Source organism: Methylobacterium indicum (genome assembly GCF_001043895.1).
GTDB classification, from domain to species: Bacteria; Pseudomonadota; Alphaproteobacteria; order Rhizobiales; family Beijerinckiaceae; genus Methylobacterium; species Methylobacterium indicum.
Map to the genome: position 1 here is coordinate 16,740 of NZ_JTHF01000152.1, position 25,696 is coordinate 42,435.

The 25,696-nt window shown below is 70.2% G+C and carries 23 protein-coding genes; 2 read left to right on the forward strand and 21 right to left on the reverse strand.

Translation table 11 applies throughout. The annotated features are described in order from the left end of the window. The 8 genes from QR78_RS18500 to QR78_RS18535 all read right to left on the reverse strand — a co-directional run bounded on the left by QR78_RS18500 (position 1) and on the right by QR78_RS18535 (position 8,126). Positions 1-756 (reverse strand): ABC transporter ATP-binding protein, encoded by a 756-nt coding sequence (locus QR78_RS18500; protein WP_048429032.1) that lies wholly within the window; start codon positions 754-756, stop codon positions 1-3. Beyond that, positions 753-1,817 (reverse strand): branched-chain amino acid ABC transporter permease, encoded by a 1,065-nt coding sequence (locus tag QR78_RS18505; RefSeq protein ID WP_048429033.1) that lies wholly within the window; start codon positions 1,815-1,817, stop codon positions 753-755. The genes QR78_RS18500 and QR78_RS18505 overlap by 4 nt, the downstream gene beginning before the upstream one ends. Then, a complete protein-coding gene (locus tag QR78_RS18510; protein WP_048429034.1) occupies positions 1,814-2,680 on the reverse strand; it encodes a branched-chain amino acid ABC transporter permease in 867 nt (288 codons plus the stop codon). Before QR78_RS18510 ends, QR78_RS18505 begins: the two co-directional genes overlap by 4 nt. A 6-nt stretch (positions 2,681-2,686) precedes the next feature. After that, entirely contained in the window at positions 2,687-3,937 is a 1,251-nt protein-coding gene (locus QR78_RS18515; protein WP_082171508.1) for an urea ABC transporter substrate-binding protein, read from the reverse strand. Between the two features lie 328 nt (positions 3,938-4,265). Further along, positions 4,266-4,754: a cyanase gene (cynS, locus tag QR78_RS18520; protein ID WP_048429036.1), complete on the reverse strand. Its 489-nt coding sequence runs from the start codon at positions 4,752-4,754 to the stop codon at positions 4,266-4,268. A 169-nt stretch (positions 4,755-4,923) separates the two neighbouring features. Next, a complete protein-coding gene (locus QR78_RS18525; protein WP_048429037.1) occupies positions 4,924-5,901 on the reverse strand; it encodes an ABC transporter ATP-binding protein in 978 nt (325 codons plus the stop codon). A 10-nt stretch (positions 5,902-5,911) separates the two neighbouring features. Continuing rightward, positions 5,912-6,751: a nitrate ABC transporter permease gene (gene ntrB / locus QR78_RS18530; protein ID WP_048429038.1), complete on the reverse strand. Its 840-nt coding sequence runs from the start codon at positions 6,749-6,751 to the stop codon at positions 5,912-5,914. A 4-nt stretch (positions 6,752-6,755) separates the two neighbouring features. After that, positions 6,756-8,126, reverse strand: coding sequence for a CmpA/NrtA family ABC transporter substrate-binding protein (locus QR78_RS18535; RefSeq protein WP_048429039.1), 1,371 nt, complete (start codon positions 8,124-8,126; stop codon positions 6,756-6,758). A 160-nt stretch (positions 8,127-8,286) separates the two neighbouring features. Between QR78_RS18535 and QR78_RS18540 the strand changes: the two genes are divergently transcribed. Both QR78_RS18540 and QR78_RS18545 read left to right on the forward strand, forming a co-directional pair. Then, positions 8,287-10,176 (forward strand): sigma-54 interaction domain-containing protein, encoded by a 1,890-nt coding sequence (locus tag QR78_RS18540; protein WP_048429040.1) that lies wholly within the window; start codon positions 8,287-8,289, stop codon positions 10,174-10,176. Positions 10,177-10,310: 134 nt separating this feature from the next. Next, entirely contained in the window at positions 10,311-10,787 is a 477-nt protein-coding gene (locus QR78_RS18545) for a four-helix bundle copper-binding protein (RefSeq protein ID WP_048429041.1), read from the forward strand. Between the two features lie 187 nt (positions 10,788-10,974). Here the strand turns inward: QR78_RS18545 and QR78_RS18550 are convergent, their stop codons facing one another. The 13 genes from QR78_RS18550 to gsiB all read right to left on the reverse strand — a co-directional run bounded on the left by QR78_RS18550 (position 10,975) and on the right by gsiB (position 25,581). Beyond that, a complete protein-coding gene (locus QR78_RS18550) occupies positions 10,975-12,696 on the reverse strand; it encodes a GMC family oxidoreductase (RefSeq protein ID WP_048429042.1) in 1,722 nt (573 codons plus the stop codon). After that, positions 12,693-13,487, reverse strand: coding sequence for an ABC transporter permease (locus QR78_RS18555; protein WP_048429043.1), 795 nt, complete (start codon positions 13,485-13,487; stop codon positions 12,693-12,695). Before QR78_RS18555 ends, QR78_RS18550 begins: the two co-directional genes overlap by 4 nt. Then, positions 13,487-14,356: an ABC transporter permease gene (locus QR78_RS18560; protein ID WP_048429044.1), complete on the reverse strand. Its 870-nt coding sequence runs from the start codon at positions 14,354-14,356 to the stop codon at positions 13,487-13,489. The genes QR78_RS18555 and QR78_RS18560 overlap by 1 nt, the downstream gene beginning before the upstream one ends. Positions 14,357-14,730: 374 nt before the next feature. Then, the gene (locus tag QR78_RS18565) at positions 14,731-15,771 is read right to left on the reverse strand and encodes an ABC transporter substrate-binding protein (RefSeq protein WP_048429045.1); all 1,041 of its coding nucleotides are present in this window, start codon (positions 15,769-15,771) and stop codon (positions 14,731-14,733) included. A 135-nt stretch (positions 15,772-15,906) separates the two neighbouring features. Then, on the reverse strand, positions 15,907-17,208 hold the full coding sequence (locus QR78_RS18570; protein ID WP_048429046.1) for an NAD(P)/FAD-dependent oxidoreductase: 1,302 nt from the start codon (positions 17,206-17,208) through the stop codon (positions 15,907-15,909). Between the two features lie 2 nt (positions 17,209-17,210). Further along, positions 17,211-17,945 (reverse strand): HAD-IA family hydrolase, encoded by a 735-nt coding sequence (locus tag QR78_RS18575; RefSeq protein ID WP_048429047.1) that lies wholly within the window; start codon positions 17,943-17,945, stop codon positions 17,211-17,213. Positions 17,946-17,978: 33 nt separating this feature from the next. Then, entirely contained in the window at positions 17,979-19,067 is a 1,089-nt protein-coding gene (locus QR78_RS18580; protein WP_048429048.1) for an ABC transporter ATP-binding protein, read from the reverse strand. A 134-nt stretch (positions 19,068-19,201) separates the two neighbouring features. Next, on the reverse strand, positions 19,202-20,152 hold the full coding sequence (locus QR78_RS18585) for a LysR family transcriptional regulator (protein ID WP_048429049.1): 951 nt from the start codon (positions 20,150-20,152) through the stop codon (positions 19,202-19,204). 105 nt (positions 20,153-20,257) lie between these two features. Next, on the reverse strand, positions 20,258-21,073 hold the full coding sequence (locus tag QR78_RS18590) for a M55 family metallopeptidase (RefSeq protein WP_048429050.1): 816 nt from the start codon (positions 21,071-21,073) through the stop codon (positions 20,258-20,260). Further along, a complete protein-coding gene (locus QR78_RS18595) occupies positions 21,070-22,134 on the reverse strand; it encodes a DmpA family aminopeptidase (protein ID WP_048429051.1) in 1,065 nt (354 codons plus the stop codon). The genes QR78_RS18590 and QR78_RS18595 overlap by 4 nt, the downstream gene beginning before the upstream one ends. Then, positions 22,131-23,033, reverse strand: a complete 903-nt coding sequence (gsiD, locus tag QR78_RS18600) for a glutathione ABC transporter permease GsiD (protein WP_048429052.1) — start codon at positions 23,031-23,033, stop codon at positions 22,131-22,133. Before gsiD ends, QR78_RS18595 begins: the two co-directional genes overlap by 4 nt. Before the next feature lie 7 nt (positions 23,034-23,040). Further along, entirely contained in the window at positions 23,041-23,961 is a 921-nt protein-coding gene (gene gsiC / locus QR78_RS18605; protein ID WP_048429053.1) for a glutathione ABC transporter permease GsiC, read from the reverse strand. A 78-nt stretch (positions 23,962-24,039) separates the two neighbouring features. Continuing rightward, on the reverse strand, positions 24,040-25,581 hold the full coding sequence (gsiB, locus tag QR78_RS18610; protein WP_048429054.1) for a glutathione ABC transporter substrate-binding protein GsiB: 1,542 nt from the start codon (positions 25,579-25,581) through the stop codon (positions 24,040-24,042). Between the last annotated feature and the right edge of the window lie 115 nt (positions 25,582-25,696).

Below are 25,696 nucleotides of genomic sequence, written 5' to 3' on the forward strand. Positions count from 1 at the left end.
TCAGGCCGCCTGCTTGCCGAGATAGACGTCGCGCACGCGGCGGTCGGCCAGCACGGCGTCGACCTCGTCCTCGACCAGGATCCGGCCCTGGTTGAACACCGTCACGGTCTTGGCGATCATCCGGATGAACGGCATGTCGTGCTCCACCACGATCAGGGCATGGGTGCGGTTGATCTCGCGGATCAAAGCGGCGGTGCGGTGGACCTCCTCGTGGGTCATGCCGGCGGCCGGCTCGTCGAGGAGGATCAGCTCCGGCTCCTGGGCGAGCACCGTGGCGATCTCGACCCACTGCCTCTGGCCGTGGGCGAGCTGGCCGACCTCGCGCCGGGCGATGCCGGTGAGCCCGAGCCGGGTCAGGGTCTCGTCGACGATGGCGCGGGTGCGCGCCAGCGACTTGCGCCTCGAGGCCGCCACGAAGACGTTCTCGTGCACCGACAGGCCGTTGAAGACGTTCGGCACCTGCGTCTTGATGCCGACCCCGAGGCGCGCGATGGCGTGGGGCTCGGCCCCGGTGATGTCGGTGCCGCGCAGCGCGATCCGCCCCTCGGTCGGCTTGAGCTGGCCGGTCAGGATCTTGAAGAAGGTGCTCTTGCCGGCGCCGTTGGGGCCGATGAGGCAGCGCAGCTCGACCTCGCCGAGGGTGAAGTCGACGCCCGCGACCGCGGTGACGCCGCCGAACCGCATGGTGACGCCGCGCGCCTCGATCAGCGGGCGCAGGGGCACGCCGTTGAGGCCGGTGGGAACCGGGAGGGTCATCGGGCGGTCTCCGTCGCGAGGGGGCCGGGGGCGGCCTTGCCTGCGCGCCGCTCGATCAGGCGCCAGGACAGGCCGCGCAGGACCGGGACGAGGCCTTGCGGCACCAGGAGCACGAAGCCGACCAGCACGAGGCCGAGGCCGAGATTGGAATCGAGCACGGACTGGCTGCCCGCCGTGATGATCAGCGCCTGGATCAGGACCGCGCCGAGCATCGGCCCGACCAGGGTGCCCAGCCCGCCGACCAGCACGTAGATGATGACCTGGGCCGACATCGGGAGGCCGAAGACGGTCGGGCTGATGAAGCCGCCCCAGTTGGCGTAGAGGCAGCCGGCCAGCCCCGCGACCCCGGCGGCGATCGTGAAGGCGAGGAGCTTGTAGAGGCGCGGGTCGTAGCCGATGAGCTGGGCCCGGGTCTCGTTCTCGCGGATCGCCACCACGACGCGGCCGAAGCGGCTCGCCAGCACCGCCCGCAGGACGACGTAGACGAGGATCAGGGCGCCCATCGCCGCGTACCAGATGCCGTCGGTGTCGAGGGGTTCGCCGGGATGGCCCGGCAGGTTGAGGGCGGGGATCGCCGGGATGCCGTTGAAGCCGCCGAGCTCGGCCGCGCCGATCCGGTACTGGCTGCCTGACGTCGCGTTGACGAGCTGGAACAGGATCACCGAGACGGTGAGCGTGATGACGCCGATATAGGCGTCGCTGATCCGCCCGTAGAACATGAAGTAGCCGAGCAACGCGGCAAACAGCATCGGCACCGCGATGGCGCACAGGACCGGCAGGGTGCTGTCGCCGAGATTGAGCACCGCGACCGCGTAGGCGTAGCCGCCGAGGCCCAGGAAGGCGGCCTGGCCGAAGGACATCACCCCGGCAAAGCCCCAGACGAAGCCCTGCGAGAGGCCGAACATCGCCAGCGCGGCAAAGCCCGTGCACTGGACGAGGCCGAACGTGTCGAGGGTGTGGGGGGCGCCGAACAGGAGGGCGAGCCCGAGGGCGAGGGTGGCGAGGAAGCCCGCGGCGGAGCGCAGGCCCGCGCCGGAGGGGCGGAAGACGGTCGGGGTCATAGGCTGCGCCTCAGGTAGCGGCCGGTGATGCCTTGCGGCAGGAGGCGGATCAGCAGGATCGCGGCGGCGAGCAGGGCCACGTCGCCGATGACGGGCGTCGTCTTGAACGAGACGAGCTCGTTGATCGTGCCGAACAGCCCCGAGGCGAGGCCGGTGCCGGTGATGATGGCGGGCCCGCCGCCGAGCACCGTGATGAAGGCGCGGGCGACGTAGGCCGCCCCCATGGCGGGCGAGACGCCCGAGATCGGCGCCAGGATCCCGCCGGCGAGCCCGGCGAGCGCCGCGCCGAGCGCGAAGGTCGCCATGTAGATCCGGTTCGGCTGGACGCCCAGCGCCGCCGCCATGCGGGGATTCTGCATGGTGGCGCGCAGGATGAGGCCGAACTTGGTGAAGCGCAGGAGACCGAACATCGCCGCGAGCGCGCCGAGCGCCGTCGCCATGATGACGAGGCTGTAGAGGCTCGCCCCGTAGCGACCGATGTCGAAGCTGCCCACCGGCGTCGAGACGCCCCGCACCACGTTGCCGTAGAGCGTGGTGACGAGCCCGATCAGCCCGAGGCTGACGCCCCAGGTGGCCAGCATCGTGTCCATCATCCGCCCGTACAGGAAGCGGATGACGGTGCGCTCGAGGACGAGGCCGATCACCCCCACCACCAGGGGCGGCAGGACCAGCATGGCGATCCAGATGTTCACGCCCGCCCCGCTCGCCATCACGGCGGTGTAGGCGCCCAGCATCATGAACTCGCCATGGGCGAGATTGATGATCCGCATCATCCCGTAGATCACCCCGAGGCCGAGGGTGATCAGCACGAGCGTGGCGATGCCGGTCAGGACGTTGAAGGCGAGGAGGCCGGCGAGATCCATCGGCCGTCAGCCCTTCAGGTCCGGCGTGAACTGCTTGTTCATGCGCGGATTCTTGAGGAGGTCGCAGGCGCCGCCGGTATCGGCCGGGAAGGAGTTCGGGAAGGTGGCGAGGATCTCCCACTTCCGGTTCTTCGGCCGGGCGAGGTAGGTGTTGCGGATGGTGTGGTGGGTCGCCCCGTCCATCGTCACCGTGCCGGTGGGCGACTCGATGCTGATGCCGCCCTCCAGCGCCGCGATCACCTTGTCGCGCTCGACCGAGCCGGCCTTCTTCACCGCCTCGGCCCAGAACATGATGCCTTCGTAGGTGGCGGTGTCGAGCTCGCTGAGGTCGGTGACGTCGGCGCCGAACTTCGCCTGCATGCCGGAGACGAAGGCCTTGCTCGCCGGCGTGTCGAGGTCGTTGTACCAGCCGTAGCAGGTGACGATGCCGTCGGTGGTCGAGGGGTCCATCGTGGTCAGTTCGTCGCCCAGCCCGAAGACGCTGGAGGCGAGCGGGATCTTGGCCTTCATGCCGGCGGCATCCCATTGCCGGTAGAAGCCCGAATGGTTGGCCCCGACGAGGGCCGAGAGCACGAGGGTAGGCTGGGCCTGCTGGATGCGGCTGATTGCCGAGGAGAAGTTGGTGACGTCGAGGGGGAAGAAGTCGGTGCCGGCGACCGAGCCGCCGCCGTCCTTCATGAACTTCGTCATCCAGCTCGCGGTGATGTGGCCGTAATTGTAGTCCGCCGCGACGATGTAGGCCTTCTTGCCCCAGTTCTTGAGGCCGTAATCGACGATGTGGTTGACGGTCTGGGCCGGGGTCGAGCCGGTGCAGAACACGTTGCGGTCGCAGACGCCGCCCTCGTACTGCGTGTTGTAGAAATACAGGGTCTTGGAGCGACCGAAGATCGGGCGGATCGCCTCGCGCGAGGCCGAGGTGATGCCGCCCTGGATGACGTCGACCTTGTCCTTGAGGGCGAGCTGCTGGGCGTACTGGGTGTAGAGCTGCATCGTCGACTGGGTATCGTAGGCGATGAGCTGGATCGGTCGGCCGAGGAGCCCGCCGGCCTTGTTGAGGAGCTCGACCGCGTACTCGGTCGTCTCGATCATCCGCTTGCCCTCGAGGCCGAGCGCCCCGGAGCCGTCGAGCAGGCTGCCGAGCTTGATCGGCTCCGCCGCGAGGCCGGCGCGGGACACGAACGGCGCCGATACGGTGCCGGCGGCCGCCGCCATCCCCAGCTTCAGCGCCTCGCGGCGGTTCATCGCCCCTCTGGTCATGTCCGCATCCCTCTCGTCTGCCTGCGGGCCCGGTCCGGGCGGCTGTCGCCGGACCGGCCTGTCCGCAGCATTCAAGTTCGATGCCAACAAATCCCACAGAACGCACAGAACCGGGTGATCCCGGATATCCCGTGCGCGTCCAGGCCCGGCTCACGCCGGGCCGGGTTTCCACGTCGTTTCGCGGATGTCGCCCCGCTGCGGCATCCCTGGGCAGTGGACGGGCAACCCCGCGTCACGCTGCCCAGGACGCGTTCAAAATCCACAATCCGGGCACGATCCCACAGGCCTGCCATCCGGACCGGCCGGCGCAGGGCCGGCCATCCCCGGCTCAGCTCTCCTTGAAGCCGTATTCGGGCACGCCCTCCTCGTTGCCGTAGTACTTGTAGGGCAGGAACTTGCCCGACAGGTTCATCTTGACCCGGTCGCCCTTGTTGTTGGGCTCACGCTCCATCGTCATGTTGAAGTCGATCGCCGACATGATGCCGTCGCCGAACTCCTCCTGGATCAGCTCCTTCCAGGTGGTGCCGTAGACCATCACCAGCTCGTAGAAGCGGTAGATCAGCGGGTCGGTCGGGGGCATCGCGGGGATCGAGCCGCGATAGGGCGCCTCGTTCAGCATCCGCTCCTCGGCCTGGGTCAGGCCGAACAGGGCCGCGGCCTTGGCGGCCTGGGCCTTGGGCAGCTTCATCTGGCCCATGCAGGCGGCGGTGATCAGGATCGGCGAGATGCCGCCGATCTCGTCCTGGATGTACTTCCAGGTCCAGCCCTTCTCGCGCTTGATGTCGAGGAGCTTCTCGGTGAGGTCTTCGCGCTTCATGGGGTCTCTCCGTGGGTTACGTGCCGTCCCGGCGGGGCGGCGTGGGGCTCGAAGCTCGGGATCGGACGGGGCGAAGCGGCCGCCCCGCCCGGTCCCGCTGGGCGCGGTCCCGGGCGCCGGCCGTCGCGAGGCGGCGCGGCCCGTGCCCGGGGACCGGAAAGGGAGCCGGTCAGGCCCGGCGGGAGGGCGGCTCGGCCGCGATCGCTGCGGCATCGGCCTCGCTGAGCGACGAGCGGACGACCGGCGGATGGCGCGGGTCGTAGCCGGCCGGCATCGTGTCGCGCAGGGTTCTGGAGCGCGACACGAGGAAGTCGATCAGGTGGTTGCGGAGGGCATAGTAGCCCGGGGCGTGGTGGAGCTGGGTGCGGTCGCGATCCTTCGGCAGCGGATTCTCGACGATCTCCGCGACCTTCGCCTCCGGCCCGTTCGTCATCAGGACGATCCGGTCGGCGAGGTAGATCGCCTCGTCGACGTCGTGGGTGATCATGAACACGGTCTGGCCGGTCTCGACGCAGATCCGCCGCACCTCGTCCTGCAGCGTGCCGCGGGTGAGCGCATCGAGGGCCGAGAACGGCTCGTCCATCAGCAGGATCTTGGGCTCGATCGAGAGCGCCCGGGCGATGCCGACGCGCTGCTTCATGCCGCCCGACAATTCGGACGGCTTCTTGTGCTCGGACCCGGCGAGCCCGACCGTGGCGATGGCGCGTCTGGCCCGCGCCGCGATCTCGGCCTTCGACGCCTTGCGCCACCGCGACGACACCGCGTAGGCGACGTTGCCGAGCACGCTGCGCCAGGGCAGCAGGGCGTGGCCCTGGAAGATCACCGCCCGGTCGAGGCTGGTCCCCTGGAGCGCCTGCCCGTCGACGATCACCGCGCCCTCGGAGGGCGCCTCGAGCCCCGCCAGGATGTTCAGCACCGTGGTCTTGCCGCAGCCCGAATGCCCGATCATGCAGACGAACTCGCCGCGGCGCATCGGCAGCCACAGGTTCTCGAAGATCGTGGTGGTCTTGCCGCCGGGCGCCGGATAGCGGCGGGCGATCCCCTCGATCGAGATGAATTTTTCGGAGTTCGCCATGCGGCCGGTCCTGGCGCCTTGATCGGCGGCGGCGGCCTGCATGCGCCGCCGGAAGGGAAGGAGCTTGCTCATGCGCCCGGCCTCATTCGGGGAATGTGACAAGGCGCTGAGCGCGGGCGAGCAACTGGTCGAGGACCATGCCGACGAGCCCGATCAACAGGATCGAGGTGATCACGTTGGTGATCGAGAGGTTGTTCCACTCGTTCCAGACGAAGTAGCCGATGCCGGTGCCGCCCACGAGCATCTCGGCCGCCACGATGACGAGCCAGGCGATGCCGATCGAGATGCGCATGCCCGTGAGGATGGTGGGCGCGGCGGCCGGCAGGATCACCGTGAAGGCGCGGCGCAGCGGACCGACCTCGAGGGTACGGGCGACGTTGAGCCATTCCTTGCGGGTGCCCGACACCCCGAACACCGTGTTGATCAGCATCGGCCAGAGCGAGCAGATGAAGATCACGAAGATCGCCGAGAGCCCCGAATCCTTGATCGTGTAGAGCGCGAGCGGCATCCAGGCGAGCGGCGAGACCGGTTTCAGGATCTGGATGTAGGGATCGAGCGCCCGGCTCATCAGCGGCGACATGCCGATGAGGAATCCGACAGGAATCGCCACCAGCACCGCGAGCCCGTAGCCGAGGGCGACGCGCCCGATCGAGTAGGCGAGCTGGATGCCGAGCCCCTTGTCGTTCGGCCCCCGGTCGTAGAACGGGTCCTTCAGGTGCTGCCAGAGCGTCGCGCCGACATCGAGCGGCCCCGGCATCGCGGACTTGCCGGTGGTGGCGGTGGCGCCCATCAGGGCGGCGTATTCGGGGTCCATCGCCTCGGTCTTGGCGGTCCCGCTCACCGCGACCTGCCAGGCGAGCAGGATCGCGGCGAGCAGCGTCAGCGAGAGCACCGCGGCGCGAAGGGTGAGGGAGCGCGTCATGGCTCTAGCCCGCCCGCTTGATCGCGAAGGACTCGATGTATTCCTTCGGTTTTGCCGGGTCGAAGGTCTTGCCCATCACGACGAAGCTCTTGGTGGTCGTCTCAGGGGGCGTGAAGCCGTCCTGCTTCATCAGGCGGGCGGCATCGGTGGCGAGGTAGACTTGTTTCGCCACCGCCGCGTAATCGACGTCGCCCTTGATCTGACCCCAGCGCTTCATCTGGGTCAGGATCCACACCGCGAAGGACTGCCAGGGGAAGGCGTCGAAATCGACCCGGTCGGGCACCTTGCGCACCTGGCCCAGGCCGTCCGCGAAGGTGCCGGTCAGCACCTGCTCGACCACGGTCAGCGGCTGGTTGAGGTAGTTCGCCGGGGCGATCGCGGCGGCGATCTCCTTGCGGTTGTCCTTGTTCGAGGCGTAGGCCGTCGCCTGGATGATCGCCCGCAGCAATGCCGCGTAGGTGTTGGGCGTCTCCTTGATGAAGGCCTCCGAGGCCGCGAAGGCGCAGCACGGGTGCCGGTCCCAGATCTCCTTGGACAGGATGTGGATGAAGCCGACGCCGTCATAGACCGCACGCTGGTTCACCGGATCGGGGGCGAGGAAGCCGTCGATGTTGTCGGCCCGCAGGTTCGCCACCATGTCGGGCGGCGGCACGGCGCGGATCTGCACGTCGGTGTCGGGATCGACGCCCGCTTCCGCCAGGTAGTAGCGCAGCAGGTAGTTGTGCATCGAGTAGTCGAACGGAACGGCGAGCTTGAAGCCCTTCCAGTCCTTCGGGTTGCGCCGGTCCTTGTGCTTCATCGCCAGGGTGATCGCCTGGCCGTTGACGTTCTCGACCGCCGGCATCGTGTAGGCCTGCGGGGTCGATCCGAGGCCGAGCGAGATCGCGATCGGCATCGGCGCCAGCATGTGGGCGGCGTCGTATTCCTTGTTCAGGGTCTTGTCGCGGATCACCGCCCAGCCCGCGGTCTTCACCACCTCGACGTTCAGGCCCTGCTTCTCGTAGAAGCCCATGGGCTTGGCCATGATGATCGGCGTGGCGCAGGTAATCGGGATGAAGCCGACCTTGAGGTCGGTCTTCTCGGGCTTTCCCCCTTGCGCGAAGGCGTCCGCGACGAGCTTCGTGGGCAGGAACTGGCTCACCGCCGCGAGTGCCGTGGCGGCCCCGACGCTGCGCAGGAAGGCACGGCGCTCGGCGTCGTGAGGAAAGAGCGCGCGCATCACCGCGCCCTCCACCGCCCGCTCCAGCGCGGCCTCGCCGGTGGGCGTCGCATCCTGCGCGGCATCGTGGGCCGCCTGGCTCGCATGGGCGCCGCAGGAGCAGCCGCCGCGGGCGAGGCGGCGTTTGGCATCGAAGGGATTGTCGAACAGGGCCATGGGCGCCTCGCGGAATGCGGATCGCGAAGGGATCCGCAAGGGGCGTGCCAGGTTCGAACAACATGGATAATGCAGCTTTTTCAGTACGTTGAGGCAGTAGAGCAAAATTACGAAATATCGTGTAACATGAGATTTCGTCGCACAACCACGAGATCTCGTGATGCCGGTCAGCGCCGCCGATCCGAACGCCGAGTTCGGGCCCGTCTTCGAGGTCGGGGCCGAGGCCATGCTGGTGATCGATCCCGATGCCGACCGGATCGTGGCGGCCAACGCCGCCGCCGCGCGCCTCCTCGGCCGCGAGCAGGCCGCCCTGCGGGGAGAGCCGGTGAGTGCCCTGCATCCCGGCCAGCTCCCGGCCCTGATCGTGTTCACCCAGGGCGTGCAGGCCAAGGGCCGCTGGTGGACCCACGCGCTCACGCCCCGCCACGGCGAGGGCCGCGCTCTCACCATCGAGACCGTCGGCACGGCGATGCCGGATGGCCTCGTCCTCCTGACCCTGGTCGACCTCGACGAGCGCCGCCAGCGGCAGGTCGACCGGGAAGCCGACCGGCACATGCGCGCCGGGCTCTCCGAGTGGCAGCGCATGGAGCGGATCTTTCGCGATATCGAGCGCGAGAACCAGCTGATCCTGCGCGCGGCGGGGGAGGGCATCTACGGGGTCAATGCCGAGGGCATCACGACCTTCGTCAACCCGGCCGCCGCCCGGATGCTGGGCTGGAACGCCGCCGACCTCGTCGGCACGGACATGCATGCCGCCGTGCACCATACGCATGCGGGGGGCGGCCACTACCCGCACCGGGACTGCCCGATCTACGCCGCCTTCCGGGACGGCATCGTGCACCAGGTCGACGACGAGGTGTTCTGGCGCCGGGACGGCACCGCCTTCCCGGTCGAGTACACCTCGACGCCGATCCGCGACCGCGGCGCCCTCGTCGGGGCGGTGATCGTGTTTCGGGACGTGAGCCAGCGCCGCGAGGCGGACGAGCGCCTGCGCCAGGCGCTCGCCGAGGTCGAGAGCCTGCGCGAGCGGCTGGAGCTCGAGAACGCCTACCTGCGGGAGGAGATCCGGGCCGGCAGCCACCACCAGGGCATCATCGGACGGAGCCCCGCCATCGAGGCGATCCGGCGCCAGATCGATCTCGTGGCCGGCACCGATGCCACGGTGCTGGTCACCGGTGAATCCGGCACCGGCAAGGAGCTGATCGCCCGGGCGATCCACGAGGCGAGCCGCCGCCGCGACCGGCCGCTGATCCGGGTGAACTGCGCGGCGGTCCCGCGCGAATTGTTCGAGAGCGAGTTCTTCGGCCACGCCCGCGGGGCCTTCACGGGGGCCTTGCGCGACCGGGTCGGCCGCTTCGAACTGGCGGATGGCGGCACCCTGTTCCTCGACGAGGTCGGGGAGATCCCCCTCGATCTCCAGGGCAAGCTGCTGCGGGTGCTCCAGGAGCGCTCCTTCGAGCGCGTCGGCGAGGAGCGCACCCGCGCCGTCGACGTGCGCCTCGTGGCGGCGACGAACCGCGACCTGAAGGAGGAGGTGCGGCGGGGGCGCTTTCGCGGCGACCTCTATTTTCGCCTCAACGTCTTTCCGATCGGCGCGACCCCCCTGCGCGAGCGGCCGGAGGACATCCCGCTCATCGCCCAGCACATGCTGGCGGGCGCGGCGCGCCGCCTCGGCGTGCCCGAGCCGCGGCTGAGCGAGGGCGACGTCCGCCGCCTGACGCGCCACGACTGGCCGGGCAACGTGCGCGAACTGGAGAACGTGATCGAGCGCGGGGTGATCCTGGCCCAGCGCGGACGGCTGCGCCTCGATCTGCCCGAGGCCGCCCCCGTCCCGTCGGGCCCGGATTCCCGGTCCGATCGTCCGGCGCCGCCCTCGTCCGGTCCCCTGAGCGAGGCCGAGCGGCGGGCCCGCGACCGGGCCGAGATCGTCGAGGCCCTGGCGCTCTGCGGCGGCAAGGTGTTCGGCCCGGGAGGCGCCGCCGCCTTGCTCGGCCTGCGGCCGACGACGCTGGCCTCGCGCATCAAGGCGTTCGGCATCGACAAGCCGTGAGGCGGAAGGATGCAGGGCTCCGGCGCCGAGGCCCGTCGTCTCGCGACGGCCGACCGTGTAGGAGGAGCTCGCCGCACCATCGCGGGTGGATCGTCCCGCGGGATGCCGCAGCGTTCTCGGGAGAAGGGATCGACATGGAACGACGTCAGTTCATCGCCGCGGGCGTGTTGGCAGGTCTTGCGGGCAGCGCGGCGACGAAGGCCGCGGCGGCCGACCACGGCCCGATGCACGACCATGGCTCCGGACAGGCCGCGGCCCCGGCCGGCGGGCACGACCATCCGGCGCAGTTCGCCGCCCTCGCCGCGTCGAGCGCCCATTGCGTCGCGACCGGCAACGACTGCCTGCGGCACTGCTTCGGCATGCTCGCCATGAACGACACCCGCATGGTGGCCTGCATGAAGGCGACCTACGACCTCGTGCACGCGTGCACCGCCCTGCAGACGCTCGCCGCCGTCGACTCGCCCCACACGCCGGCGATGGCCCGGGCCGTGGCGCAGATCTGCACGGCCTGCGAGACGGAATGCGCCAAGTTCCCCGACATAGCCGAATGCCGCGCCTGCCGCGACGCGTGCCGCGCCTGCGCCGCGGAGTGCCGGAAGATCGCCGCCTGAGGCGGCGGACCGCATCGACCGTTCCCGAGCCGGCATGACACGCGATCCGCGCGCTCGCGCCGAGCGATCCCCGAAAGCGTCTCTCATGGGATCGCCGGCGCGCCTCTTCCGCGCGGATCGCGTCCGTCGGCCGCGTGACATCCGTGCGCGGGCGGCCGAGGCGCGCGGCGGCCCATCCCGGGATCGATCAGCCGTCCGCCGATCCGAGATCGTCGTGCCGGATCGAGTCGGCGATACGCTCGGCCACCATCACGGTCGGGATGTTGGTGTTGGCCCGCGGGATCGTCGGCATCAGGGAGGCGTCGCAGACGCGCAAGCCCTCGACGCCGTGCACGCGGCCGGTGCCGTCGCAGACGCTCATCGGATCGTCCGCCGCCCCCATGCGGCAGGTGCCCGACGGATGCCAGGTCCCCCCGACCTCGGCGGCCACGAAGGCGCCGAGCGCCCGCTCGTCGCGGAGCAGGCGGTCGAGGGTGACTCCTTTCGTCACGAGGCCGTGGAGCAGCGCCGACCGGGCCGGGCCGGCGATATCGAGGAGGCCCGACAGGATCCCGCGCTGCGCCGCCGGCCAGGGTTCCGGCGCCGCCGCCCGGGCGACCCGGGGCGAGTAGCTCACCGGGAAGACCGGGCCGCGGACGGGCGCGAGCGACGGGTCGCGCAAGGCCCGGGCGCCGAGGCGGACCGCGTCCATCAGTCGGGCGTGGTCGCGGGGGTCGGACAGCATGCGGAAATCGACCTGCGGCTCGGCCCGCGGATCGGGTGCGGCGAGGGTGACCTCGCCGCGCGAATACGACTTGTTGACCCAGAAGAAGATCCCGCCGATCCGCCGCCCCAGGCTGTGCCAGCCCGTCCGCGACAGGATCGCGCCGTGCATGTCCCCGTCCGGCGTACCGGGCAGCCCGGAGGAGTAGCGGAGAATCGCCTGCTCGTGGTGCTCGCCCGGATCGCGGACCCGGCCGGCCCGGGTCAGGTAGGCCGAGACCGCGATCGAGGGATGCTCCATCAGGTTCCGCCCGACGCCCGGCCGGTCGGCGATCACGTCCAGGCCATGCCGGCGCAGAGCGGCCCCGGGGCCGACGCCGCTGCGCATGAGAAGGACGGGGCTGTGGATCGCCCCTGCTGCCACCACGACGTGGTCGGCGGGCAGCGTCTCCGAGGGGCCGCCGCCGAGCGGCGCCACCACGGCGCCCACAGCCCGCCGTCCCTCGAACAGGACGCGCTCGGCGATCAGGCCGGTGCGCACGATCAGGTTTCGCCGCGCCCGCACGGACGGCGTCAGGTAGGCGACCGAGACCGGCACCCGCTCGCCCTCATCCGAGATCGCGGTCGTGCCGACATAGACGCCGTCCCGCCAGGGCCCGTTCTGGTCGGCCCCGGCCGGATGGCCCTGGGCCGCGAGCGCCCGCATCGTGGCGGCGACGAAGGGGGAGAGCCGGTCGGGGGTGGCCCGGCGGATCGGCAGGGGGCCGTCCCGGCCGTGCAGCTCGCCGCCGCAATCCCGGTCGGATTCGAGCTTGCGGAAGTAGGGCAGGCAGGTCTCCCACGACCAGCCCTCGGCGCCGAGCGCGCCCCACTCGTCGTAATCGCCGGGCGCGCCGCGATTGGCCATCATGGCGTTGATCGCCGAGCCGCCGCCGAGGCGGCGCGCCTGCTCGTAGCGCCGCGGCGCCGGCCTCTCCGGACGATTGCCGACGGGGGCGCCCATCCGGGCGGTCAGGGCCGGCCAGATGTTGCGCGGGTCGAGATAGGCCCGGCCGGGATAGCGGCTGCGGATCTCGGGCGGCATCGTGGCCGCGGTGAGGTCGTCGCCCGCCTCAACCAGGGTGACGCGAAACGACGGCTCCTCCGAGAGCCGCGCGGCGAGCACGCAGCCGGCCGAGCCGCCGCCGAGGATCAGGATCGCGGTCACGGGCCGGTGCGGGCTTTACGGGCGCCGAGGCTCGCCAGCACCACGACGATCAGGGAAGCCGCGGTGAGGAGCGAGGAGATCGCCGCGATGGTCGGGTCGATCTCGTCGCGGAGCGCCGTGAACATCCTCTTCGTGAGGGTCTGGTTCTGGCCGCCGGCGATGAAGATCGCCACCACGGTCTCGTCGAGGGCCGAGATGAAGGCGAACAGCGCGCCCGAGACCACGCTCGGGCGGATCTGCGGCAGGGTGACGGCGAGGAAGGCGCGCAGGCGGTTCATGCCGAGGCTGCGCGCCACCATCTCCTGCGCCGGGTCGAAGCCGCGCAGTCCCGCCAGCACCGAGGTGACGACGTAGGGGGTCGCCAGCATCACGTTGGCGAGGACGAGGCCCGGCAGCGTGGCCAGCAGCCCGGTCTTGGCGAAGACGAAGAACACGCCGATGCCCGTGATGACGATCGGCACGATCAGCGGCAGGAGCAGGATCACCGTCAGGCTGCGGGCGAGCCGCGACCCGCTCAAGGTGAGGGCGTAGGCCGCCGCCGTCCCGATCAGCGTCGCGCCGATCGCGGTGGCGAACGCCACGCCGAGGCTGACCCGGGCCGCCTGCATCCAGGCCGGGCTGCCGAAGAACGCCTCGTACCAGCGCAGCGACCAGCCCGGGGGCGGGAAGGTGAGGAACCGCGCATTCGAGAACGACATCGGCACCACGATCAGGATCGGCAGCACCAGGAACAGCAGCACCAGGGCGACGATGAGGCCGAGCGCGAGGCGCGCGGGGAGGGCGGTCGGCATCAGCGTGCTCCCATGATGCGCTCGAAGGGGACCACCCGGGAGGCGAGCCAGAACAGGACGGCCACGCACACGAGCAGCACGACCGCGATGGCGCTCGCCGCACCCCACTGGTTGTAGATCTCGACGTTGCGGCTCACCAGCATCGACACCATGAAGGTGCGCCCGCCGCCGAGCAGCTCCGGCGTGATGTAGAAGCCGAGCGCCAGCACGAAGACCAGGACCGTCCCGGCGACCACGCCCGGCATCGACAGCGGCAAGAACACCCGGAGGAAGACGTGGAGCGGAGAACCGCCGAGGCTGGCCCCGGCGAGCATCAGGTCGCGGGGGATGCGCTGCATCGTGGCGTAGAGCGGCAGCACCATGAAGGGCAGGAGGATGTGCAGGGTGGCCAGCACCGTGCCGAACTCGTTGTTGATGAGCGCGATCGGCTGGTCGGTGAGGCCGAGCCCTTGGAGTAGGCCGTTCACGAGGCCGCGCCGCTGCAGCAGCACCATCCAGGCATAGGCGCGCACGAGCACGCTGGTCCAGAACGGCAGGATCACCAGGCCGAGCACCACGACGCTCCAGCGCCGCGGCAGGGTGGCGGCGGCATACGCCACCGGATAGCCGAGCAGCACCGCCAGCACGGTGACGGTGAGCGCGATGCGGAAGGTGAGCAGGAAGCTGCGCCAGTAGATGTCCTCGGTGAGGAAGCGCCGGTAATGCTCGAGGGTGAGCGCCCCGTCGGTGGTCACCGACTGCACGGCGAGCCAGGCGAGCGGCACCACGAGGAGCGCCGTGACGACCGCGAGGGCGGGGCCGAGCAGCGCGAGGAGGAGCATCCGCTCGCGCCGCTCGTGCCGCCGCAGGGCGGGGCTGGATGGAATCATGGCGGGGTGTCCGGGGGGATGACGGGGACGGCGTGACGAATGCCGCCGCAAACCCCTCCCCGTTCTGCGCAGAGCTGCCGCGGGATGAAGGGAGGGGGCGGGTTACTCTCCTCTCCCCGCGGGCGGGGAGAGGGCCGAGCCCTCGTTCAGAGGGCGCGGCAAGCCCGCAGGGCGAGGGTGAGGGGGTGTTTCCGGAGTAGCCTCACTCGTTGATACCCCCTCACCCTCGCTGCGGCTTTCGCCTCCGCTCCTTTCGTCCCCGACAAGGGGGACGAAAGCCTCTCCCCGCCCGCGGGGAGAGGGGAAACCCGCGCCTGTCACGTCGCCCGGGTAGCCCTGCCGCAGAGGGGGGAGGGTTCGAGGCGGCGTCGCGCTCACTTCCTCTGGACGAAGTCCGCCCAGCGCTTCAGCGCCGCGTCGCCGGCCTCCGAGGTCCACCATTCGGCCGAGAGCACCGCCTGCTTCCTGGCGTTGTCCGGCGAGCTCGGCAGCTTGGCGGCGAGGGCGGCCGGGATGATGCCGGTGTCGAAGGCGGCCGGGTTGCCGGGGCCGTACGGGATGTTGAGCGGCAGGTTGGCCTGGAGCTTCGGGTCGATGGCCTGGTTCACGAACTTCACGGCGGTGGCGAGGTTCGGGGCGTTCTTCAGGATGCAGAGCGAGGTGTTCTGCAAGATGCCCTGGTTGTAGGTGAAGTCGGCCTCCGCCCCCGCCTCCATCACCGCCGCGGCGCGGCCGTTCCAGATCATCTCCATGTCGACCTCGCCGCCCTGGATCAGCAGGGCCGACTGGCCGCCGGAGGTCCACCAGACCGAGATATGCGGCTTGATCTCCTCGAGCTTGCGGAAGGCGCGGTCGACGTCGAGGGGGTAGAGCTTGTCGGGCGCCACGCCGTCGGCCATCAGGGCGGCTTCCAGGGTGGCGAAGGGATGGTTGCGCAGGGCCCGGGCGCCCGGAAATTTCTTCACGTCCCAGAAATCGGCCCAGCTCTGCGGCGGATTCTTGCCGTACTTGGTCTTGTTGTAGGCCAGAACGCTCGAATAGAACTCGTAGGGAACCGAGTAGTCGGTCTTGTAGATGGCCGGGATCGCGGCAGCGTTGGGGATCTTGGAGAAGTCGAGCTTCTCGATCAGCCCGGCCTTGCCGCCGCGCACGCAATCCTGGGTGGGGGTGTCGACGACGTCCCAGGTCGGCTTGCCGGTCGCGCCCTGGGTGCGGATCGCCGGCCAGGCATCGGGGGCGCTGTCCTGGTTGATGGTGATGCCGAGCGCCTTGGCGGCGGGATCGAGGATCGCCACCGTCTGGGCCTGCTGGTAGGCGCCGCCCTGCGACACGAAGGTGACCTGCTCGGCGGCGAGAGCCGGACTGGCCGCGCCGAGGAGGCAGGCCAGGACGGTGTTTCCGATGCGCGACGCCATCTCGACTTCTCCTCTGCTTGTGAAGGCTGCAACCCTGAAGCGTTTTCCGACGAAGCGGATGCCGGTTCGTCACAGAAAATGCGACTTAACAAAGGCTTAGAGCCCTCCGCGATCGCAGCGCGACCGTGACGGGCTCTAGCGGCCGATCGCGTCCAGGAACTGGTACCAGCCGGCGACGAGACGGATCGCCGGCTCGCGCAGGCCGTAGAACGGGACGGGCTGGAAGCCGTCGCCGCCGAGCAACGCCACGTCGGGGCTCTCGCCGAGGGCGAACGCGGCGGCGAGAGCCCCGAGATGGCTCGACATCGCGACCCCGGCGCCGTTGTAGCCCATGGCGAAACTGACCCGGTCGTCGAGCCGGCCGACATGCGGGAGCGCATCGAGCGTCATCCCGACGAGGCCCGACCAGCGATAGGCGACCGGCGTATCGGCGAGCGCCGGGAAGGTGCGCACCATTGCCCGGTGCAGAGCCGCGAAGGCGGCCTCGGAATCGGAGCGCCCGAAGGCGCCGCGCCCGCCGAACACCATCCGGTCGTCGACCATGCGAAACCAGCGCATCATCCGCCGCGTCTCGACGTAGATCCGCCGGCTCGGCAGGATCGCGGCGCGCAGGTTGTCGGACAACGGCTCGGTGGCCAGGATCGCGCTGCGAAAGGGAATCAGGCGGGTGCGCAAGGGCGCGGCCGCCGCGGTGAGGTCGGTATAGCCGTTCGTCGCCACGATCACCTGGCGCGCCCGCACCGAGCCGCCCGGCGTCTCGACCCGGATGCCGCCGGCCTCGCGATGGAGGCGCAGGGCCGGGCTCTCCTCGTGGATCGCGATGCCCTTCCCCGCGGCTGCCCGGGCGAGGCCGCGGGCATAGTTGAGCGGGTGCAGCCCCCCGGCCTTCTGCGAGAGCACGCCGCCGACGAAATCCTGCGAGCCGGTCTCGGCCGCCACCGCCTCGCGGGACAGGACCGAGACGGAGCCGTCGCCCATCTCCCGGCGCATCCACTCGCTGTCGGCGATCGTCGCCGCCAGGGTCGCGGGGGTATGGGCGCATTTGAGCTGGCCGACCCGGGCGTAGTTGGCCTCCACGATGCCGTGCTCGGCGATCAGCCGCTCCAGGGTCTCGACCGAGGCGTACGCGATGGCGTGCATGCGCTTGGCGACCGCGATCCCGTGCCGGCTGGCGATGGTCTGGAACGAGGGGCGGAACTTCGCCGAGACGACGCCGCCGTTGCGCCCGCTCGCGCCCCAGCCGATCGTGCTGGCCTCCAGCACCACCGGGCGCTCGCCGCGCGCGGCGAAAGCCAGGGCCGCCGAGAGCCCGGTATAGCCGCCGCCGACGATCGCGACGTCGGCCTGGACGTCGCGGTCGAGCGGCCCGAAGCGTCCGGCCGGCACCGCGCCGGCGGCCCAGAGCGAGGCGACCGGAGGCTTCGGGAAGGCGTTCATCGTCAGGCCGCCTGCCGGGCGGCCGCGGCGAAGGCCGCGTCGGCGGCGTCGGCGAGCTTCTCCAGCGTCGGGAAGTGGTAGTCGGGCGTCGTCAGCCGCTCGGGCTCGGGCGTACCGCCGAACCCTTCGAGCCCCTGGCGACGCTCGATCCAGCAGACGGTGTAGCCGAGGTCCCGGGCGATGCCGATGTCGTGGTACTGGCTCTGGGCGACGTGGAGTATGTCGCTCTGCTTGTAGCCGAGAGCCGATTGCCGGCCGCGGTTGAAGGCGAAGAATTGGGGGTTGGGCTTGGCGACGCCGGTATCGTCGTAGGTCACGCCGTCGTGGAACGGGCTCCCGAGGGTGTGGGAATAGAACGAGAAGGCCGAGCGGTCGGCATTGGTCATCGCGACGAGGCGGTAATGCTTGCGCAGGCGCTTGAGCGCCGCCACCGAATCCGCGAAGGCCGGCCAGCGCAGCACCGAGAGCTGGAACGCGTCGGCATCGGCGTCCGCGTTGGGGAAGCCGAGTTCACGGGCGACGTGACGGTAGACGTCGGCGAAGACCTCGCTCGAGCGCTCGTAGTTCAGCTCGCGGCCCTTGAGGTACGAGGCGAAGATCGTCGCGTCGCTCAATTCGGCCTGGCTGCGGCCGGACACCGCGCGCAGATGGTCGAGGATGCCCTTCTCGAAGTCGATCAGGGTGCCGACGACGTCGAAGGTGAGAACCTTGAAGGTATCGAGGGAGGGAGCGGGCATGGGTTTTCCTTTTCGCAACCGACGCGGGGAAGGTCAGGCGGGCTCCGCCGGGACGACGATCGTGTCCTGCGGGTGGAGGAGAGCGGTGATCGCGCCGCCGGGGGAGGGAATCGCGAGGCGCCCGGCATGGTGGGCCGGTTGGCGCAGGGAGATCTCCGGCCCGCCATCGAGGGCGACGAACACCCGCAGGCTCTCGCCCTGGTAGACGACGTCGGTGACGCGCCCCGTCAGGCGGTTGTATCCGTCGGCGGTCGCGTCGCCGGCCACGATCAGCTTCTCGGTCTGGATCGCCAGCAGCAGGGCCTCGCCCGCCGGGAGGGGCCGGGCGCTGCGCAAGGCCGTCGCTCCGAGCGCGATCGTGTCGGCGCCGGCGCGGGTGACGGGGACGAGGGTCGATTCGCCGATGAAGCTCGCCACGAAGGCGCTCATCGGCCGGTCGTGCAGGCGCTCGGGCGTATCGATCTGGGCGAGCCGCCCGCCGCGCAGGATCGCGATCCGGTCGCTCATGGTCAGCGCCTCGCGCTGGTCATGCGTGACGTAGATGATGGTGGCGGCGAGCTGGCGATGCAGCCGCCGCAGCTCGATCTGCATCGACTCGCGCAGCTGCTTGTCGAGGGCCGAGAGCGGCTCGTCCATCAGGATCAGCCGCGGCCGAAAGACGATGGCGCGGGCGAGGGCCACGCGCTGGCGCTGGCCGCCGGAGAGCTGCGAGATCGACCGATCCTCGTACCCGGCGAGCTCGACCATCGCGAGGGCCTCTGCCACCCGCTTGCCCCAGCTGGCCTTGGGCTCTCGCCGGGCCCGCAGCGGAAAGGCGACGTTCTCGGCCACGCTCAGGTGCGGGAAGAGCGCGTAGTTCTGGAACACCACGCCGATGTCGCGCTTGTGCGGCGGCAGGAACGTCACGTCGGTCTCGCCGAAATGCACGCTGCCGGAGGAGGGCACGGTGAAGCCGCCGAGGATGCCGAGCAGCGTCGTCTTGCCCGAGCCCGACGGCCCGAGAAGGGACAGGAACTCGCCGGGTGCGACGTCGAGCGTGACGTCGTCGAGGGCCTTGAAGGCGCCGTAGCGCCGGGTGGCGTTGCGGATCGACACGCCGACGCTGCCGCCGGCGAGCGGCATCCGATTCAATCCTGGGCTCGATCCTGCTGCCATCGTGGGGCTGCCTTCCCGTCCGGTGCCGCCGACAGGGGAAAGCTCACAAAAGTAGCGCCTCCGTTCAATGTCGAAAGAATCCGCAGGCCCATAACTCCAGGTTATGGGGCTTCGAAGCACGCCCGGCCCAAGCCGAGCTCCGGATAGAGCCGGTCGACCTTGGCGACGTCGGCGCGCATCTCGGCGACGAGCCAGTCGCGCACGGCGGCGACCGAGCGGCGCAGGGGCCGCGAGCGCAAGTGGATGAGCTGGCACATCCGTGCCGTGCGGGTGACGCGGGAGGCCGCCGGCACGAGGTCGCCGGTCGAGAGCCAGTGCGAGACCACGCTCGCCCAGCCCAGCGCGACGCCCTGGCCGAGGAGGGCGGCCTGCAGCACCACGGCATAGTCGGAGAAGTTGAGCGAGGCGCGCGAGCCGTTCCAGTCGGGTCCCGGATCGACCCCGCCGGTCCACATCGGCGAGATGGCCGTGAGGTTGACGAAGGTGGTGCGACCGGCGGGATCGGCCTGCCTCCCGGCGCGATAGGCCGGGCTGCAGACCGGCAGCATCACCTCGTTCATCAGGAAGAGGGCCTCGTGGTCGAGGTCGGGCCCCTCGACGAACCGCATGCCGAGATCGACGTCGTCGACCGGGCCGGCGAGCGCGCCCGGGATGAGCTGGAAACGGAAATCGACGGAGGGGAACGCCTCCTGCAGGGTGTTGATGCGCGGCATCAGCCAGTGGGTGGTGAAGGCCGAGGACAGGGACAGCGTGACGGTGTCGATGCCGGTGCGGCGGATGTCGATCTCGCGCAACGCCGCCTCGATGCCCCGGAAGCCGTCCGCCACCCGACGAAACAGGATCGCGCCGTCGTCGGTGAGCGCGATGCCGTCGCCCGAGCGGTCGAGCAGGCGCACGCCGAGATGGCGCTCGAATTGCGCCATCGCCTTGCTGACCGCCGGCTGCGTCACGTTCAGCTCGGCCGCCGCCCGGGTGAAGCTCCGGTTGCGGGCCACGGCCTCGAACACGAACAGGGCGTGGTTGGACGGCAGCATGCGTCGGAGCGGGTTCATGGTCGCAGCTCGGGCCTCGGTGTCACGGGTCGCGCGTGACGATGCCGCCGGGACGGCTCGTTCGCCACCCCGCGGACGCGGCCTGATCCGGGGCCGACCGCGCCGTCAGCGCAAGAAACTCGACATCGCCGACAGGGCGTTGATCATCCGCACCGCGCTCGCGACGCTGTCGGCCTCGAAGCGGACGGCGCTGCCATCGAGGCGGTGCAGGCTCGGCCACCCGCAGAACAGGTCGGCGAGCGCCGGGGTCTGGGCGCGGATCTCGACGACGAGCGGCACGGGGAGCCGCAGCGGCGCCGGGAGCGGCCGGGCGAGCGCGGCGGCGACGCCGGCCCGGATCGCGTCGCGGGACGCCTCGGGCGAGAGGCTGATGCCGCTGTGGCAGCCGGTCGCGCGCTTGGTCTCGACGAAGACGGTCTCGGGAAACAATTCCCGGTTCTCGGCGACGAAGACGTCGTCGCCGCTCGCCATCGCGACCGGCACGCCGAACGCGCCCGCGAGCGCGCCGTAGATCCCGGCCTCGCCCATCTCCCGCCCGTTCAGCGCGATCGACGCGAAGGCGAAGCCGTTGATCGTGTGGGCGAGGATTCCCCGGCCATGGGCGCGGGAATGGTAGCCGATCAGGCACACCGCATCGATCCCGAGATCCACCCCCGCCATCATGCCCAGCGGGCGCGGCTTGCCCTGGACGGCGCGGGCCCGGGGATCGAGCAGGTCCGCCGGCATGTTGCGGAAATCGCCGTGCGAATCGTTGACGAGGACCGTCTCGGCCCCCGCCGCGAAGGCGCCGGCGATGGCGGCATTCGCCTCTTGCACCATCCAGAGGCGCGCCCGGTCGTAGTCGGGCCCGCCGCGGCGGGTCTGGTCGGGATGCGTGACGCCGGCCACGCCCTCGATATCGGTGGAGATCAGGACCTTCACGACATCGCTCCGGGGGCGAGGGCCTGCCAGTCGGGCAGCATCTCGGCGAGGGCCCGCCGGCGATGACCGTTGCGGCCGGTGACCGTCTCGGCGCGCCAGAGCGCGTTCAGGATCGCCTGCTCGATCCCGTCGGCGACCGCCTCGAAGAGCGGGTCGAGATGGGCGTCGTGCAGCATCGCCACCGCCGGCATCGGGGTGCCGGGGTCCTGCGGCAGCGTGTAGGCGGTCGAGAAGGCGAGCGCGATGTCGCCGCTGCCATGGCCGAAGACCGAGCCGGTGCGGGCAAGCCCCGCGCCCGCCCGCAGAGCCAGGCGGCGGAGCTGGCGCGCGTCGAGGGGCGCGTCGGTGCCGGCGATGAGGATGATCGAGCCCTTCTCGGGCTTGGCGACCGTCCCGGGATCCTCCAGCCGTTCGGCGAGGACCGGGCCCAGCGCCCGGCCGCAGATCCGGAGCTGCGCCGGCCGGCCGAAATTCGCCAGCACCAGGGTGCCGACCGTGACCATGCGCCCGCCGGCCTCGACCCGCCGCGAGGCGGTGCCGATGCCGCCCTTCACCCCGAAGCTCGACATGCCGCGCCCGGCCCCCACGGCGCCCTCCGGCACCGCGACGTCGGCGGCATCGTGCGCCTGGCGGTAATGCGCCTCGGCCACGACCATCCGGGCCATGTCGTTGAGGTGGCCGTCGTTGCACTCGAAGACGAGCGGGTTCACGGTCGGCAATTCGCGGCCGATGCCGGGATTGACCGCGAGCGCCGCCCGGATCTGGGCTGCCGCCACCGCCGGCACCCCGAAGGTGTTGGTGAGCGCGATCGGCGTCTCGATGACGCCGAGCTCCTCGAGCTGCATCAGGCCGATCGACTTGCCGAAGCCGTTCAGCACCGCGGCCGCGGCCGGCACCCGGTCGTGGTAGAGGTCGCCGGCATGCGGACGGATCACCGTCACGCCGGTCTGGACCGCGCCCTCGGCGAGGGTGCAATGGCCGACGGTGACGCCCGAAACGTCGGTGATCGCGTCGCGCGGGCCGCTCGGGAGCGCGCCGACGCGGGGAACCCTGTCGCTCATGCGCGGTCGAGCTTGGGATCGAGGGCGTCGCGCAGCCCGTCGCCGAGGAGGTTGAAGGCGAGCACGGTGAGGAAGATCGCCAGGCTCGGGAAGATCGCGACGTGGGGCGAGGAGACCATGTCGGCGCGCGCGTCGTTGAGCATCGCGCCCCATTCGGGCGTCGGCGGCTGCGCGCCCATGCCGAGGAAGGACAGGCTCGCCGCCGTGATGATCGAGGTACCGAGCCGCATCGTGAAGTAGACGACGATCGACGAGACCGTGCCCGGCAGGATGTGGCGCGTGAGGATGGTGCGGTCCGAGGCCCCGATGCTGCGGGCGGCCTCGACATAGGTGGCGCGCTTGAGCACCAGCGTGTTGCCGCGGACCAACCGCGCGAAGGCCGGCACGCTGAACACCGACACCGCCACCACGACGTTGACGAGGCTGCTGCCCAGGATCGCCACGACGCCGAGCGCGAGCAGGATTCCGGGGAAGGCGAACAGCACGTCGGACAGGCGCATGACGAGGCGGTCCCACCAGCCCTCGTAATAGCCGGCGAGCAGCCCCAGCACCGTGCCGATGAGCCCGCCGATCGCGACCGACAGGAAGCCGGTGGCGAGCGAGATGCGCCCGCCGACCAGGATGCGGCTCAGGATGTCGCGCCCGAGCGGGTCGACCCCGAGCCAGTGCGCGAGGGACGGGCCCTCGTTGATCCGGTCGTAATCGAAGAAGGTCTCCGCGTCGTAGGGGGCGATCCAGGGTGCCAGGATCGCCACGGCGACGAGCAGGACCACGAAGGCCAGCGCCACGACGGCGACGTGCTGGCGGCGGAACTTGCGCCAGAACTCGGACCAGGGGGTGCGCACGCCGGTCGGAATCGCGGCGACGGCCTTCGTGGCGGTGAGAGCGGTTTGGGTCACGGCCGGCTCACTTGTAGCGGATGGTCGGGTTGATCAGCCCGTAGAGCAGGTCGACGACCAGGTTGATCAGGATGAATTCGAGCGAGAACATCAGCACCAGGGCCTGGATCACCGGGTAGTCGCGCTGATTGACGGCATCGACGAGGAGGCGGCCGACGCCGGGCCAGTTGAACACCGCCTCGACGACGATCGAGCCGCCGAGCAGGAAGCCGAATTGCAGGCCCATCATGGTGACGACGGGGATCAGCGCGTTGCGCAGGCAGTGCTTGGCGATGACGACCCGTTCCTTGAGCCCCTTGGCCCGGGCGGTGCGGACGAAATCCTCGCCCAGCACCTCGACGAAGGAGGCGCGGGTGAAGCGCGCCATCACGGCGGCCACCGCCGCCCCGAGGGTCAGCGAGGGCAGGATGTAGTGCTGCCACGAGCCGGCCCCGACGGTCGGCAGCCAGCCGAGGCCGACAGAGAAGATCTGCATCAAGAGCATCCCCAGCGCGAAGGCCGGGAACGAGATGCCGGAGACCGCGAGCGTCATCCCGAGCCGGTCCGGCCACTCGTTGCGGTAGACCGCCGAGACGATGCCGATGACGAGCCCGAACGCCACCGCCCAGGCCATGCTGGTGAGCGTCAGCAGCAGGGTCGGCAGGAAGCGCTCGCCGATCTCGGTCGCGACCGGGCGGCGGGTGCGGATCGAGAGGCCGGCATCGCCCCGCGCCATGTTGAGGAAGTAGCGGCCGAACTGCTCCGGCAGCGAGCGGTCGAGGCCGAGTTCGGCGCGCACCAGTTCCACGGTCTGCTGGTCGGCATCCTGGCCGGCGGCGAGCCGCGCCGGATCGCCCGGCAGCATGTGGACGAACAGAAAGACCAGGACCGCGACGATCGCGAGCGTCGGCAGCAGGCCGAGGAGCCGTTTGAGGAAGAAGGTCAGCATGGCGCCGGTACGGGGAGGAAATGAGGAAGAGGGCCGGGCTGCGGCGGTCGATGCCGCGGCCCAGCCCCCGAACGGGCCTTACGGTGCGACCGCGACCTGACGGCTGTCGATGTTGCCGTCCGGCATGACCACCACGCCCGACAGGCGCGACGAGGTGGCGTAGAGGTTCTGCTCGATGACGAGCGGCGCCCACGGCGCGTCCTTGTAAATCAGCTCCTGGGCCTTGGCGTAGAGCTCGGCCCTCTCCTCGTCCTTCGTCGAGACGAGCGCCTTGGCGAGCAGCGCATCGACCTCGGGGTTGCTGTAATAGGCGGTGTTGTTGAGCTTGGGCGGCCAGGCCTCGGTGGCAAAGAGCGGCCGCAGGGCCCAGTCGGCCTCGCCGGTCGAGGACGACCAGCCGGCATAGTACATCCGCACGCGGGCGGTTTTCGGGTCGGGGGCGGTCTGCACCCACTCGACGCGCTGGCCGGGCTCGAGCGCCTGGGTCTGCACCTTGATGCCGACCTGGGCGAGCTGCTGCTGCACGAACTGGATCGCCTTCTGGGCCGTGCTGGTGGTGTAGGCGCTCCACAACGTGGTCTCGAAGCCGTTGGCGTAGCCGGCCTCCTTCAGGAGCTGGCGCGCCTTGGCCGGGTCGTAGGGCCAGGCGTTCATCGGGTGAGCGTACAGAACGCCGGCCGGCACGATCCCCTTGGCCGGGCTGGCGTAGCCGCTGAACGCCACCTTGGCCAGCGCCTCCTTGTTGATCGCGTAGTTGATCGCCTGGCGCACGCGCAGATCGTCGAACGGCTTCTGCAGCATGTTCATGCTGACATAGCGCTCGATGATCGAATCCTGCGCGATGACCTTCAGCTTCTTGTTCTCACCGAGGCTCTTGGCCTGCTCGTAGGGGAGCGGGAAGGCGAAGTCGGCCTCGCCGGTCTGGAGCATCGCCGCGCGGGTGCCGTTCTCCGGCACCGGCTTCCAGGTGATGGCGTCGACCTTCGGCAGGCCGGCCTGCCAGTAATCGGCGAACCTGGCGCCCTTGACGGAATCGGTCTGCTTCCACTCGACGAAGATGAAGGGACCGGTACCGACGGGATGGAACGCGATGTCCTTGCCCCACTTCTGGAGCGCGGCCGGCGAGATCATCGCAGCGGAGGCGTGCGCCAGCGAGTTGATGAACGGGCCGAAGGGCTCCTTCAGGGTGATGCGCACCACGAAGGGGGAGACGACCTCGACCGTCTTGACCCGGTTGAACTGGTTGTAGCGGGCGAGCCGGTTCTCGGGATTGAGCACCCGCTCCAGGTTCGCCTTCACGGCATTGGCGTCGAACGCCGTGCCGTCATGGAATTTCACGCCCTCGCGCAGCTTGAAGGTGTAGGTCAGACCGTCGGGCGTGACCTCGTAGCTCTCGGCCAGCACGTTCCTGACCTTCAGGTCCTTGTCGAACTCGAACAGGCCTTCGTAGAACGACTTGGTGACGGCGGTCGTGAGCGTGGTGTTGGTGTTGTAGGGGTCGAGCGTCTCGGGCGGGACGCCGATGACGAGGACCGGATCTCCGGCGGCGAGCGCGGAGGCCACGGGGCTGGCGAGGAGCCCGCAGAGCAGGCCGGTGGCGAGGAGGGAGCGAATGAGCATGGGGGTGCCTCGGGTCATTGGGGCGTCCTTCCGGGAAATCTCGAATTTTGCTTGAATCGATTGCTGGATTTCATCCTGCCCGCGACCTCATCCTGAGGTGCGAGCGTATGCGAAC

What these genes read in the sequence shown, in the direction of transcription:
- QR78_RS18500 (WP_048429032.1), bottom strand. Translation starts at nt 756, where the DNA reads ATGACCCTCCCGGTTCCCACCGGCCTCAACGGCGTGCCCCTGCGCCCG.
- QR78_RS18505 (WP_048429033.1), bottom strand. Translation starts at nt 1,817, where the DNA reads ATGACCCCGACCGTCTTCCGCCCCTCCGGCGCGGGCCTGCGCTCCGCC.
- QR78_RS18510 (WP_048429034.1), bottom strand. Translation starts at nt 2,680, where the DNA reads ATGGATCTCGCCGGCCTCCTCGCCTTCAACGTCCTGACCGGCATCGCC.
- QR78_RS18515 (WP_082171508.1), bottom strand. Translation starts at nt 3,937, where the DNA reads ATGACCAGAGGGGCGATGAACCGCCGCGAGGCGCTGAAGCTGGGGATG.
- cynS (WP_048429036.1), bottom strand. Translation starts at nt 4,754, where the DNA reads ATGAAGCGCGAAGACCTCACCGAGAAGCTCCTCGACATCAAGCGCGAG.
- QR78_RS18525 (WP_048429037.1), bottom strand. Translation starts at nt 5,901, where the DNA reads ATGAGCAAGCTCCTTCCCTTCCGGCGGCGCATGCAGGCCGCCGCCGCC.
- ntrB (WP_048429038.1), bottom strand. Translation starts at nt 6,751, where the DNA reads ATGACGCGCTCCCTCACCCTTCGCGCCGCGGTGCTCTCGCTGACGCTG.
- QR78_RS18535 (WP_048429039.1), bottom strand. Translation starts at nt 8,126, where the DNA reads ATGGCCCTGTTCGACAATCCCTTCGATGCCAAACGCCGCCTCGCCCGC.
- QR78_RS18540 (WP_048429040.1), top strand. Translation starts at nt 8,287, where the DNA reads ATGCCGGTCAGCGCCGCCGATCCGAACGCCGAGTTCGGGCCCGTCTTC.
- QR78_RS18545 (WP_048429041.1), top strand. Translation starts at nt 10,311, where the DNA reads ATGGAACGACGTCAGTTCATCGCCGCGGGCGTGTTGGCAGGTCTTGCG.
- QR78_RS18555 (WP_048429043.1), bottom strand. Translation starts at nt 13,487, where the DNA reads ATGCCGACCGCCCTCCCCGCGCGCCTCGCGCTCGGCCTCATCGTCGCC.
- QR78_RS18560 (WP_048429044.1), bottom strand. Translation starts at nt 14,356, where the DNA reads ATGATTCCATCCAGCCCCGCCCTGCGGCGGCACGAGCGGCGCGAGCGG.
- QR78_RS18565 (WP_048429045.1), bottom strand. Translation starts at nt 15,771, where the DNA reads ATGGCGTCGCGCATCGGAAACACCGTCCTGGCCTGCCTCCTCGGCGCG.
- QR78_RS18570 (WP_048429046.1), bottom strand. Translation starts at nt 17,208, where the DNA reads ATGAACGCCTTCCCGAAGCCTCCGGTCGCCTCGCTCTGGGCCGCCGGC.
- QR78_RS18575 (WP_048429047.1), bottom strand. Translation starts at nt 17,945, where the DNA reads ATGCCCGCTCCCTCCCTCGATACCTTCAAGGTTCTCACCTTCGACGTC.
- QR78_RS18580 (WP_048429048.1), bottom strand. Translation starts at nt 19,067, where the DNA reads ATGCCGCTCGCCGGCGGCAGCGTCGGCGTGTCGATCCGCAACGCCACC.
- QR78_RS18585 (WP_048429049.1), bottom strand. Translation starts at nt 20,152, where the DNA reads ATGAACCCGCTCCGACGCATGCTGCCGTCCAACCACGCCCTGTTCGTG.
- QR78_RS18595 (WP_048429051.1), bottom strand. Translation starts at nt 22,134, where the DNA reads ATGAGCGACAGGGTTCCCCGCGTCGGCGCGCTCCCGAGCGGCCCGCGC.
- gsiC (WP_048429053.1), bottom strand. Translation starts at nt 23,961, where the DNA reads ATGCTGACCTTCTTCCTCAAACGGCTCCTCGGCCTGCTGCCGACGCTC.
- gsiB (WP_048429054.1), bottom strand. Translation starts at nt 25,581, where the DNA reads ATGCTCATTCGCTCCCTCCTCGCCACCGGCCTGCTCTGCGGGCTCCTC.